The 12,649-nt window shown below is 65.3% G+C and carries 10 protein-coding genes; 9 read left to right on the top strand and 1 reads right to left on the bottom strand.

What is annotated here, in order from left to right:
* Positions 1-17: 17 nt before the first annotated feature.
* On the bottom strand, positions 18-212 hold the full coding sequence (locus ABID59_RS08480) for a DUF3551 domain-containing protein (RefSeq protein WP_354032782.1): 195 nt from the start codon (positions 210-212) through the stop codon (positions 18-20).
* 35 nt (positions 213-247) lie between these two features.
* Between ABID59_RS08480 and ABID59_RS08475 the strand changes: the two genes are divergently transcribed.
* The 9 genes from ABID59_RS08475 to frr all read left to right on the top strand — a co-directional run bounded on the left by ABID59_RS08475 (position 248) and on the right by frr (position 12,568).
* Positions 248-478, top strand: a complete 231-nt coding sequence (locus ABID59_RS08475; protein WP_148753675.1) for a hypothetical protein — start codon at positions 248-250, stop codon at positions 476-478.
* Between the two features lie 93 nt (positions 479-571).
* Positions 572-1,291 carry an outer membrane protein gene (locus ABID59_RS08470; RefSeq protein WP_148753676.1) on the top strand — a complete coding sequence of 240 codons (720 nt, stop codon included), beginning with the start codon at positions 572-574 and terminating at the stop codon, positions 1,289-1,291.
* A 512-nt stretch (positions 1,292-1,803) separates the two neighbouring features.
* Positions 1,804-5,307: a DNA polymerase III subunit alpha gene (gene dnaE, locus ABID59_RS08465; RefSeq protein ID WP_354083062.1), complete on the top strand. Its 3,504-nt coding sequence runs from the start codon at positions 1,804-1,806 to the stop codon at positions 5,305-5,307.
* Positions 5,308-5,426: 119 nt separating this feature from the next.
* Complete coding sequence (locus ABID59_RS08460) at positions 5,427-6,167, top strand: carbonic anhydrase (protein WP_354083061.1); 741 nt, start codon at positions 5,427-5,429, stop codon at positions 6,165-6,167.
* A 174-nt stretch (positions 6,168-6,341) separates the two neighbouring features.
* Entirely contained in the window at positions 6,342-8,909 is a 2,568-nt protein-coding gene (locus ABID59_RS08455) for a caspase family protein (RefSeq protein ID WP_354083060.1), read from the top strand.
* 207 nt (positions 8,910-9,116) lie between these two features.
* Positions 9,117-10,106 carry a 30S ribosomal protein S2 gene (locus ABID59_RS08450; protein ID WP_354032786.1) on the top strand — a complete coding sequence of 330 codons (990 nt, stop codon included), beginning with the start codon at positions 9,117-9,119 and terminating at the stop codon, positions 10,104-10,106.
* 136 nt (positions 10,107-10,242) lie between these two features.
* Positions 10,243-11,166, top strand: coding sequence for a translation elongation factor Ts (gene tsf, locus ABID59_RS08445; protein ID WP_148753681.1), 924 nt, complete (start codon positions 10,243-10,245; stop codon positions 11,164-11,166).
* A 60-nt stretch (positions 11,167-11,226) separates the two neighbouring features.
* On the top strand, positions 11,227-11,943 hold the full coding sequence (gene pyrH, locus ABID59_RS08440; protein ID WP_354032787.1) for a UMP kinase: 717 nt from the start codon (positions 11,227-11,229) through the stop codon (positions 11,941-11,943).
* A gap of 61 nt (positions 11,944-12,004) precedes the next feature.
* Positions 12,005-12,568, top strand: coding sequence for a ribosome recycling factor (gene frr, locus ABID59_RS08435; protein ID WP_148753683.1), 564 nt, complete (start codon positions 12,005-12,007; stop codon positions 12,566-12,568).
* The last annotated feature ends 81 nt before the right edge of the window (positions 12,569-12,649 follow it).

The following is a 12,649-nucleotide window of genomic DNA, read 5'->3' as shown; positions in this document are numbered from 1 at the left end:
CAAGCGGCATTGATCCCTCAATCGACGCGTCGCGAGCGGCGAGGGCCGCCGGGCTTCTTCTGTGCGAAATACGGATTTGCGACCCAGCTTGCGGAGCGGCCGACGGCGAGAAATTGGCATTGCTCCAGCGAGGCGTAGCAGCAATCGAAATAGCTGACGCTGCCGTAGATCTGCATGCAGGCAGGACAGTCGGGATCAATAATGGGGATCATAGGTTTGCCCGCGCACGGGAGAGTTCACGCCCGACATGAACGCAATTGTGGCGATCGCGCGTGAGAATGTGGCGACAATGGGGAGAGAAAACGATGCGCGCATTCTTCGATTCTCGGATCACAGGATCGTGCGTGCGACGTTGTTTCGCGCGGTCGCGATGCATGTCGCGTCGATGACGTTGGAACTGCTGAAGACTCTTGTTTCAAAGGGTTTCCGCGCGCGCGTCGCTAAACTTTCATTAATGTTGCGAGGCCCTTTGGAGTGAACTGTTGCGTCGAGGTTACAGCAATTCCGTCGATGGCTGATATGACGTCGCCATGGCCCGGGGGCCTAACGACGAAACTGGAACGGGATTCAAATGAACAAGAATATGTTGCTTGCAGCTGTGAGCCTCGTCGCGATCAGCGCGACTGCACCGGCGCTCGCTGCTGACCTCGCTGCACGTCCTTACACCAAGGCGCCGGCGATGATCGCAACCGTCTATGACTGGAGCGGCTTCTACATCGGTATCAACGGTGGTGGCGCTTCGGCTCACACGACCTGGGATCAGCGCGCTCCGCTGGTTGGCGGCGAAGGCTCGCACAACGCGACCGGCGGTACGGTCGGCGGTCAGGTTGGTTATCGCTGGCAGTCGGCGCAGTGGGTGTTCGGCCTGGAAGGCCAGGGCAACTGGGCTGACTTCTCCGGCGACAATCTCAGCGCGTTGACCGGCTTCACCAATCGCTCGAAGATCGATTCGTTCGGTCTGATCACCGGCCAGGTCGGCTACGCCTGGAACAACGTCCTGCTCTATATCAAGGGCGGTGCGGCTGTGGTTGGCACCAAGAACGAGCTTCGTCTTGCCGGTGCGACCGTTGCTTCCGTCAGCGACAGCCGTTGGGGCGGCACCGTCGGTGCGGGCCTCGAGTTCGGCTTCGCTCCGAATTGGTCGGTTGGTGTCGAGTACAACCACATCTTCCTGTCGGACAAGGACATCACCTTTACTGGCATTCAGACCGATCGCGTTCGCCAGGACGTCGACATGGGTCTCGTCCGCCTGAACTACAAGTTCGGTGGTCCGATCCTCGCCAAGTACTGAGCAAGATACTGAGACGATCGCTTCGCAAGAGGCGGTCGTCGAAAAGCCCCGGCCTTGCGCCGGGGCTTTTTTATTATGTAATTCAGCGAGTTAACCATTTCATTTTGAAGCGGCTGAGTCTGCTTGACTCCTGAGAACGAAATGAGAACAATGTTCTTCATACGTTCTGGTGATGGAGCAAGCCATGTTCAGGATCTTCGTGGAAGAAGCCGCTGCACTAACGTCGATCGCACTGTTCGTCGGGATGATCGCGATCTGGGCCCAGGTCATCCCGCAGCTCTGATCCCGCAGCTTTAGACCAGCGGTTTTGTAAACCGTTGGTCGGGAACCTGACGGCGGCCGCTGGGCGGCCCCTTGGGGAAAAGCGGGATGAGGCGGCCGATCGGCTGCTCTGGCGTGGACTCCGGCGCGGCGAGCCCCCACCATTGTGAGGCGAGTCGGCCGGGCGAGTGCAGGATGCCTCCACTGCCGGCAACCGCTCCAACCCATCTGCAAGAGGCCGTCACGCGACCATGCCGAGCGCCGGATTTGTCCACCTTCACGTTCACTCGGCCTATTCGCTGCTCAAGGGCTCGATCAAGATCGCCAAGCTCGCCGAGCTGGCGAAGAAGGACCACCAGCCGGCGCTGGCGCTGACCGACACCGACAATCTGTTCGGTGCGCTGGAATTCTCGGACAAGATGGCGGGTTCCGGAATCCAGCCGATCGTCGGCTGCGAGCTTGCGATCGATTTCGGCGATCAGGACCCCAATGCGCGCAACGCGCTGCCGCCTTCGCGCGTGGTGCTGCTGGCAGCCCAGGAGCGCGGCTATCGCAGCTTGATGCGGCTAAATTCGCGCGCGTTCCTCGAATCGCCCGACAGCCACGCGCCGTTCATCAAGTTCGACTGGTTCGATGGCGAGACCGAGGGCCTGATCGCGCTGACCGGCGGCCCCGACGGGCCGATCTCGCTCGCGCTTGCGAGCGGCCAGGCTGAAATTGCGGCCTCGCGCTGCGAGCGTCTCGCCGGCCTGTTCGGCGACCGCCTCTATGTCGAATTGCAGCGCCACAACATCGACAAGGAACGGCGCATCGAGAGCGGGCTGATCGACATGGCCTATGCCAAAGGCCTGCCGCTGGTCGCAACCAACGAGCCGTATTTCGCTACGACCGACGACTACGAGGCCCATGACGCGCTGCTCTGCATCGCCGGCGGGCGGCTGATCGCGGAGACCGAGCGCGAGCAGCTCACGCCCGATCACCGCTTCAAGACCCGCGCCGAAATGGCGGTGCTGTTCGCCGATATTCCGGAGGCGCTGGCCTCCACAGTGGAGATCGCCGAGCGGTGCTCGTTCCGCCCGATGACGCGCAAGCCGATCCTGCCGTTATTCACGGTCGGCGCCGCTGCGAGCTCCGATGCCGCTGCGGTCGAGTCGACCGAACTGAAGCGGCAGGCGGAGGAGGGGCTTGCCAATCGTCTGCGCGTGCACGGCCTGTCGCAGGGCACGACGGACGAGGATTACTCCAAGCGGCTGGCGTTCGAGCTCGACGTCATCATGCGCATGAAATACGCGGGCTACTTCCTGATCGTGTCCGACTTCATCAAATGGGCAAAGAGCCAGGGCATTCCGGTCGGACCGGGCCGTGGCTCCGGCGCGGGCTCGCTGGTGGCGTGGGCGCTGACCATCACCGACCTCGACCCGATCAAGTTCGGCCTGCTGTTCGAGCGCTTCCTCAATCCCGAGCGCGTCTCGATGCCGGACTTCGACATCGACTTCTGCCAGGACCGCCGCGGCGAGGTGATCAAGTACGTCCAGGAGCGCTACGGTCGTGACCAGGTCGCGCAGATCATCACCTTCGGTACGCTGCAGGCGCGCGGCGTGCTGCGCGACGTCGGCCGCGTGCTGCAGATGCCTTACGGCCAGGTCGACAAGCTGACGAAATTGGTGCCGCAGAATCCGGCCGCGCCGGTGACGCTGGCGGCTGCGATCGAGAGCGAGCCAAAGCTTCAGGCCTTCCGCGACGAAGACCCGGTGGTGGCGCGCGCCTTCGACATCGCGCAACGTCTCGAAGGCCTGACCCGCCATGCCTCGACACACGCCGCCGGCATCGTGATCGGCGATCGCCCCCTAAGCGAGCTCGTGCCGATGTACCGCGATCCGAAGTCGGACATGCCGGTGACCCAGTTCAACATGAAATGGGTCGAGCCGGCCGGTCTCGTCAAGTTCGACTTCCTCGGCCTGAAGACGCTGACCGTGCTCGACGTCGCGTGCAAGCTGCTCAAGCCGCGCGACATCCATGTCGATCTCGCGACGCTGCCGATCGACGATGCCGAGAGCTACCAGATGCTGGCGCGCGGCGAGGTGGTCGGCGTGTTCCAGGTTGAAAGCCAGGGCATGCGGCGCGCGCTGGTCGACATGCGTCCCGACCGTTTCGAGGACATCATCGCGCTGGTCGCGCTCTATCGCCCGGGCCCGATGGCGAACATCCCGACCTATTGCGCGCGCAAGCATGGCGACGAGGAGCCGGAATATCTCCATCCGGTGCTCGAGCCGATCCTCAAGGAAACCTTCGGCGTCATCATCTACCAGGAACAGGTGATGCAGATCGCGCAGGTGATGTCGGGCTATTCGCTCGGCGACGCCGACCTGTTGCGCCGCGCCATGGGCAAGAAGATCCGCGCCGAGATGGAGAAGCAGCGCGAGATATTCGTCGCCGGCGCGGTCAAGAACGGCGTGCCGAAGGGGCAGGCCGAGACCATCTTCGAGCTGCTCGCGAAGTTCGCCGACTACGGCTTCAACAAGAGCCACGCGGCGGCCTATGCGCTGGTGTCCTACCACACCGCCTACATGAAGGCGCATTATCCGGTGGAGTTCATCGCAGCGTCGATGACGCTCGATCTCAACAACACGGACAAGCTTTCCGAATTCCGCTCCGAGGCGCAGCGCCTCGGCATCAAGGTCGAGCCGCCGAACATTAATCGCTCGGGCGCGACCTTCGAGGTCGGCGACAAGGTCATCTACTACGCGCTCGCAGCACTCAAGGGCGTCGGCATCCAGGCCATCGATCAGATCATCGAGGAGCGGACCAGGCGGGGCCTGTTCACCTCGCTCGCCGACTTCGCCGCGCGGGTCAATCCGCGGGCGATCAACAAGCGCATTATCGAGAGTTTGGCTGCCGCCGGCGCCTTCGACACGCTGGAGCCGAACCGCGCCCGCGTCTTCGCCGGCGCGGACTCGATTCTGGCCGCCTGCCAGCGCGCGCATCAGGCCGAGACGATCGGCCAGAACGACATGTTCGGCATGTCGGCGGACGCGCCCACCATCATGCTGCCGCAGATCGAGCCGTGGCTGCCGGCCGAGCGGCTGCGCCGCGAATATGACGCGATCGGCTTCTTCCTGTCGGGCCATCCGCTCGACGATTACGCCACCGTGCTGAAGCGGCTGCGGGTGCAGAGCTGGGCCGAATTTTCGCGCGCAGTGAAGACCGGCGCCACCGCCGGCAAGGTCGCGGCCACCGTGGTGTCGCGCATGGAGCGGCGCACCAAGACCGGCAACAAGATGGGCATCATGGGGCTGTCTGATCCCACCGGTCATTTCGAGGCGGTGCTGTTCTCCGAAGGCCTTGCGCAATATCGCGACGTGCTGGAGCCGGGCGCCGCGGTGCTGCTCCAGCTCGGCGCCGAATTGCAGGGCGAGGACGTCCGCGCCCGCGTCCTGCATGCCGAGCCGCTCGATGACGCCGCCGCCAAGACGCAGAAGGGCCTGCGCATCTTCGTGCGTGACACCAAGCCACTGGACTCGATCGCCAAGCGCCTGGCGGGACCTGAGGCCGCAGGCGCCAACGGCGCCGCGCCAAAGATCGGCAGCCCCGGCATCGCACCGCGCGGGGGCGGCGACGGCGAGGTCTCGCTTGTGATGATGCTCGACCTCGAGACCGAGGTCGAGATGAAGCTGCCCGGCCGCTTCAAGGTCTCGCCGCAGATTGCAGGTGCGATCAAGGCGGTCGCGGGCGTGGTGGACGTGCAGCAGATCTAGCCTGCTGCCGCGAAGGCGCGTTGCGGATGTAGTGGTTTCGTCACGTGATCGCGGCTATGATCGGCCGCGACGGTGCTCGTCCATGAGGGCGCGTCCGTCGCGCCGGGAGGGATCGGGACATGTGCGATCAGTGCTCTGGAACCATGCGTGACAGATCAACGCCGTCGCGGCGCTCCGCGATGCTGCTGACCGCTTCGGCGCTGAGCGTCGCTTTCGCCGGCCGAGCCTTCGCCAAGGAGAACAAGAGGCCGCCCAAACCGCAGAACGTGCTGTCGCCGGATGCGGCGCTGAAACGGCTGATGGACGGCAATGCGCGCTACGTCGACGGCGTGACGCGGCGCCACGATTTCAAGCATGAGCGCGAGGTCTTGGCCGGCGGGCAGAATCCGTTCGCAGCCGTGCTGAGCTGCGCAGACTCGCGCATCGCGCCGGAATACGCCTTCGACACCGGCCGCGGCGATCTCTTCGTCTGCCGCGTTGCCGGCAATTTTGCCGGCACCGAGACCATCGCCAGCATGGAATACGCGGTCGCCGTGCTCAACACGCCGCTGATCCTCGTGCTCGGCCATGATGCCTGCGGCGCGATCGGTGCGACGCTGAAGGCGATCAAGGACAACACGTCGCCGCCGGGACACATTCCCTCGCTGGTCGATGCGATCGCGCCGGCCGCGAAAGCTGCAATGCAGCAGGGCGGGGACGTGCTCGACAAGGCGACCCGGCAGAACGTGGTCGACAACATCGCCAAGCTGAAGTCGGCCGCGCCGATCCTCAGTGCAGCCGTGGAACAGGGCAAGCTGAAGATCGTCGGCGGCATCTACCGGCTCACCACGGGAACCGTGGATCCGATCGCGCAAGGCTGAAGCACAAGGCTGATGCTCGCGCAAAAAGACTGAGGCTTACGCGGAGCTTACGCAGGACATCGCGCTCGGCTGGCGCCATGCCGCTGCCTCAATCCGGGACTTTCGTTCAAGTGCCGTTCAGCCGGCCGCGCGTCTCATGCGTGCTGGCATCTCAACAACAATAACGAGCAAGCCATGCGCGGGACACACAAGGCCTTCATCTGCCTCCTTCTGCCGATCCTCTTCGTTGCGGGCGCGCTGACACCGGCTCGCGCGCAGCAGCAGGAAAAGCGTATCGCGCTCGTGGTCGGCAACGGCGCCTATGCCAAGTCGCCGCTGGCAACCACCGCGAACGATGCCGGCCTGATCGCGCAGACGCTGCAGGCGGCGGGCTTCGACGTGGTCGGCGCACGCGATCTCGACGGCGACACGCTGCGCAAGAGCTTTCGCGATTTCATCCAGAAGGCGCAGGCCTCAGGCCCCGGGACCGTCGCGATGATCTATCTGGCCGGCTATGGCGTGCAGCTCGCCGGCGAAAACTATTTCATCCCGGTCGATTCCAACATCAGCCGCGATACCGACGTTCCGACCGAGGCACTGCGCATCAGCGACTATACCCGCCAGCTCGCCGCGATTCCGCTCAAGGCCAATATCGTCGTGCTCGACGCGGCGCGCGCGCAGCCCTTCATCGAGGGCGGGCAGCAGCCGATCGCGAGCGGCCTGGCGCTGGTCGAGCCCGATCCGAACATGCTGATCGCCTTCAACGCCGCGCCCGGCACGGTGGCGCCGGAAGAGCCGGGGCCGTACGGCATCTATGCGCAATCGCTCGCCGAGATGATCCGCACCGGCGGCCTGTCGTTGCCGGAGGTGTTCGACCGCGTTCGCTTGCGCGTCAACGAGGCCTCCAAGGGCGCGCAAGTGCCGTGGGACGACCAGAAGATCACCGCGCAATTCGCCTTCTTCGAGCGCGCCCCCGACGCGCCGCCGCCGCAGGCTGCGCCCGACCAGGTCGCTGCGATCCGCAACAAGCCGATCCGCGATCTCGGCGTGCAGGACGCCTATGCGGCCGCGCTCGAGCGCGACACGCTGCCGGCCTATGAGGAATTTCTCGCCGCCTATCCCGGCGATCCCATGGCGAAGCGCGTGATGGCGATCGTGGCGGCGCGCCGCGAGGCGATCACCTGGCGGCGATCCTATCGCGCCGACACGGCGGACGCCTATTGGTCGTATCTGCGCCGCTATCCGCACGGACCGCATGCGGGCGATGCGCGTCGGCGTCTGGCGATCCTGACGGCGCCGCTCGAGCCGCCGCCGACCTTCGCGATGATGGACTATGACGTGCCGCCGCCGCCGCCGGCCGAGGTGGTCTATGTCGATCGTCCCGTGCTGTATTTCAGCGACCCTGATTTTGGCTTCGCGCCGCCGCCGCCGCCGCCGGAATATTTCTGTCCGCCGCCGCCGCCGGATTTCGTGGTGCTGGCACCGCCGCTCGCCGTCGTCGGCCTGTTCGTGCTGCCGCAGCCGATGTTCGTGCCGATCCCGGCGTTCTACAGTCCGCCGGTCTATGTCGCGCCGCCGCCGAACAACATCATCTTCAACAACATCCATAACACCACGGTGATCAACACCGTGATCAACCAGCAAGCACCGGCACCAGCAGCGGCAGCGGGTGATCCAGCCATCACCGCGACCGTGGCAGCATCCGGAAAGCCTGTCGGGGCAACGACGGCTGTGCCGCCGACCGTGGTTCAAAAGGCGGCCTTGATTCGGGACAACAAGGCTCCTGTCCCCAAGACAGCCTTGGTCGATCCGACAACGAAGGCCGGCGCGGCAGCCTTGAAGACAAGGAGCCAAGTCACGACGCAGACCGGCAACGCTGCTGCGGGGAGTCCGGCGGGCGCGCCCGGAACCGGCAATGCCACGACGAAGACGGGAGCGCCCGGCGCTCCGGTCACCGGCAACGCAACCGCACCCACGGCCGGAGGCAAGGCCAATCCGGCGACAGCTACCGCGCCGAGCACGGCGGATACGAAGGCCGGTGCGCCGGCCGGCCACTCCTTGCCCGTGCCCGGCCAGACCGCGCCCGCGATCAAGGGCGGGCCGCAGACAGGAACTGCTGCCACGGGCACGTCTTCGTCGACGTCCTCGACGAACCCCGTCGGTCGCCCTGGCGCAACCACCAAACCCAGCAGCAGCTCGCAGCCTGCCAACGCCAAACTTACACCGCAGACGACGCCGTCAAATGCGCCGCCTACCGGGGGAGCGCGTCCGAACGTCCAGGAGCATGCCAATACGGCCAATCCCGCCAATACGGCCATTGCGCCGGTAAGGCCCGGCGAGACCAAGCTGACCCCGGCAGGCAAGCCGGGCGTGACCACGACCAATGTGACCAATGGAAAGCCGACGCAGCCCTCGCCGCCCGTCGCCGCGCGCGAGCCGATCAAGCCGCAGGGCCAGCGGCCTGCAACGCCATCGCCCGCGCAGGTCACAAGGCCGCCGCCGCCAGCGCCGCACCCGCAGGCGCTCGCAAGGCCGACGCCTCCACCTCCGCCACACGTGGCGCCGCCCCCGCCACCGCGCCCGCCGGTTGCAGCCGCACGGCCCGCTCCGCCACCGCCGCCCGTCGCCAGGCCGGCGCCCCCACCGCCGCCGCCGCGAATGGCGGTCGCGCCACCGCCGCCGCGTCCGGCCGCCCCTCCGCCACGACCGCCTGCGCCGCCGCCAGCGGCGAAAAAATGCCCGCCCAACCAGCCCAGGTGCTAGCGGGTAGGGCGGAAACCCCGAAAAGGGCCTTTCGCGGGCGGTAAAGCCCGGAAAGGCCCTTATTTCCTTGCTTCTGGCCGAAATGGCGCTATACAGCGCGCCATCTCACACGGAAGCATGGCTCACAAGGCCGTCCGGTGGCAGCCGGGGCGAAACGCTCCGTCTTGCTCACACGCTTCCGGAGGAACCAACCGGAGAACTAGAACGATGGCACTACCCGATTTCACTATGCGTCAGCTGCTCGAAGCTGGCGTGCACTTTGGTCACCAGTCTCACCGCTGGAATCCGAAAATGGCTCCGTTCATTTTCGGCGCCCGCAACAACATCCACATCGTCGACCTCGCCCAGACCGTGCCGTTGCTGCACACGGCCCTCCAGGCCGTCAGCGACACGGTTGCCAAGGGCGGCCGCATCCTGTTCGTCGGCACCAAGCGCCAGGCGCAGGACGGCGTCGCGGACGCGGCCAAGCGCTGCGCGCAGTATTTCGTCAATTCGCGCTGGCTCGGCGGAACGCTGACCAATTGGAAGACGATCTCGGCCTCGATCAAGCGCCTGCGTCACCTCGATGAGGTGCTGGCCGGCGGCGAAGCCAGCTCCTACACCAAGAAGGAGCGCCTGACGCTCCAGCGCGAGCGCGACAAGCTCGATCGCTCGCTCGGCGGCATCAAGGACATGGGCGGTCTGCCCGACCTGATCTTCGTAATCGACACCAACAAGGAAGACATCGCGATCCAGGAAGCCCAGCGGCTCAACATTCCGGTCGCCGCGATCGTCGACACCAACTCCGATCCGAAGGGCATCACCTATGTGGTGCCGGGCAATGACGACGCCGGTCGCGCTATTTCGTTGTACTGCGATCTCATTGCGCGCGCCGCGATCGACGGCATCTCGCGCGCCCAGGGCGATTCCGGCATCGACATCGGGGCCTCGGCCCGTCCAGTCGCCGAAGAGCTGCCCACGACCGCCGGCTTCCAGGGCCTTGCCGGCCCGCGCGGCACCGCCGACGACCTCAAGAAGCTTCCGGGCGTGTCGGGCGCGATCGAGAAGAAGTTCAACGACCTCGGCATCTTCCACTTCTGGCAGCTCGCCGAGCTCGATCACGACACCGCGCACAAGATCGGCGAAGAAGTCGGTCTGCCGAGCCGTGCGGATGCGTGGGTGGCCAAGGCCAAGGCGCTGACCGCGGAAGCGGAATAGTCAAAAAGAGCGATCGGTTGGCCGGATAGGATCCGGCCACCATTTCATTCAGTTGACGCGAATACCTGAGATGGACCGCGGCGGGGCAATTGGAGCCGCGCCGCGGCGAACCGGCAGGCAAGAAGGATTTTCAACGATGGCAACGATCACTGCTGCGATGGTCAAGGATCTGCGCGAGTCCACCGGCGCAGGCATGATGGACTGCAAGGCCGCGCTGACCGAGAACGACGGCAACATGGAAGCGGCGCAGGATTGGCTGCGCAAGAAGGGCTTGTCCAAGGCCGCCAAGAAGTCGGGCCGGGTCGCGGCCGAGGGCCTGATCGGCGCGCTCACCAAGGGCACCAAGGGCGTCGTGGTCGAGGTCAACTCCGAGACCGACTTCGTCGCGCGTAACGGCCAGTTCCAGGGCCTGGTCAAGATGGTCGCCCAGGTCGCTTTCGACGTTGGCGCTGACGTCGAGAAGATCAAGGCCGCCAAGATCGGTGACGTCACGGTGGAAGCTGCGATCAACGACGCGATCGCCACCATCGGCGAGAACATGACGCTGCGTCGTGCCGCTTCGCTCGAAGTGAGCCAGGGCGTGGTGTCGAGCTACATCCACGGCGCGGTCGTCGACGGCGCCGGCAAGATGGGCGTGATCGTGGCGCTGGAATCGCCCGGCAAGGCCGACGAGCTCGCAGCGCTCGGCCGCCAGATCGCGATGCATGTCGCCGCCACCAACCCGCTCGCGCTCGATCCGTCCGGTCTCGATCCGGCTGTCGTCAAGCGTGAGAAGGACGTGCTCGCCGACAAATATCGCCAGCAGGGCAAGCCGGAGAACGTGATCGAGAAGATCGTCGAGTCCGGCCTGAAGACCTACTACAAGGAAGTCTGCCTGCTCGAGCAGGCCTTCATCCACGACACCGGCAAGTCGGTGGCACAGGCGGTGAAGGAAGCCGAAGGCAAGGTCGGCGGCGCCGTGAAGATCGCGGGGTTCGTGCGCTATGCTCTCGGCGAGGGAATCGAGAAGCAGGAATCGGACTTCGCGGCTGAGGTCGCGGCGGCCAGCGGCAAGAAGTAAGCGCCGGAACGTTCCTTCCGGCGTGCCGCCGGAAGCGGCGCCCGGACGAGGAAAGTGCTCATGACTGATCCGGTCTATCGTCGCGTCGTGATCAAGCTGTCCGGCGAGTATCTCGCGGGACAGCAAGGCTTTGGCATCGATCAGCCGACCATGGACCGGGTTGCGGACGATCTGATCGCCGCCCGCGAGCTTGGCACCGAGATTGCGGTCGTGATCGGCGGCGGCAATATCTTTCGCGGCGTCGAGGTGTCCTCCCGCGGCGTGTCGCGCCCGACCGGCGACACCATGGGCATGCTTGCCACCATGATGAACTGCCTCGCGCTCGAAGCCACGATCGAGCGCAAGGGCACGCCGGCGAGGGCGCTGTCGGCGTTCGTCATGCCCGAGGTTTCCGAGCTTTTCACCCGCACCGCGGCGCACAAATACCTCGCTGAGGGCCGGATCCTGTTGCTCGGCGGCGGAACCGGCAATCCGTTCTTCACCACGGACACGACGGCGGTGCTGCGCGCCGCCGAGATCGGTGCCGAGGTGGTGCTGAAGGCGACCAACGTCGACGGCGTCTACTCGGCCGATCCGAAGAAGGACCCGTCCGCTACGCGATTCGACCGGCTGACGCATTCGCAGGCCATCGAGGGCGGCTACAAGGTGATGGATGCGACCGCCTTCGCACTTGCCCGCGAGACATCGCTGCCTATCATCGTGTTTTCGATCGCGGAGCCCGGCTCGATCGGCGCGATTCTATGCGGCGCCGGCCACGGGACGATCGTCGCCGGCTGACGGCTCATCTGGCGCGCCCGAGGGCGCGGTGAGGTCGCCGGGATATTGAAGGAGAAACGTGATGGCCACGGATAATTTCGACCTCAACGAAGTGAAGCGCCGCATGCAGGGCGCGGTCCAGTCGCTCAAGCACGAGCTTGGCGGCCTGCGTACGGGCCGCGCGTCGGCCTCGATGCTCGATCCGGTGCAGGTCGAGGCTTATGGCAGTCACATGCCGCTCAATCAGCTCGCCACCGTCAGCGTGCCCGAGCCGCGCCTGATCTCGGTGCAGGTCTGGGACAAGTCGATGGTGAAGCCGGTCGAGAAGGCGATCGTCGATTCCAATCTCGGCCTGTCGCCGGCAACCGAAGGCCAGGTGCTGCGCCTGCGCATTCCCGAGCTGAACGAGGAGCGCCGCAAGGAGCTGGTCAAGGTCGCGCACAAATACGCCGAAGCCGCCAAGGTGGCCGCGCGTCATGTCCGTCGCGACGGTCTCGATGTTCTGAAGAAGCTGGAGAAGAATCACGAGATGTCGGAGGACGATCAGAAGCGTCACGCCGACGAGGTGCAGAAGGTGACCGACGGCACCATCACCGAGATCGACCAGCTGCTGGCCGCCAAGGAAAAAGAAATCCTCACCGTCTAAAGTTCGATGAGCATGATCGTCACGCTCTGGAGTATTGTTCGTACATGATCTCCGCGCAAACGCGTTCCGCGTTTGTCGCGA

It is taken from the genome of Bradyrhizobium sp. S3.3.6, assembly GCF_040546905.1.
In the GTDB taxonomy this organism is placed as follows: Bacteria; Pseudomonadota; Alphaproteobacteria; order Rhizobiales; family Xanthobacteraceae; genus Bradyrhizobium; species Bradyrhizobium cytisi.
Note: the sequence above shows the minus strand (reverse complement) of the source record. Positions and strands in the feature narration are given on the sequence as shown.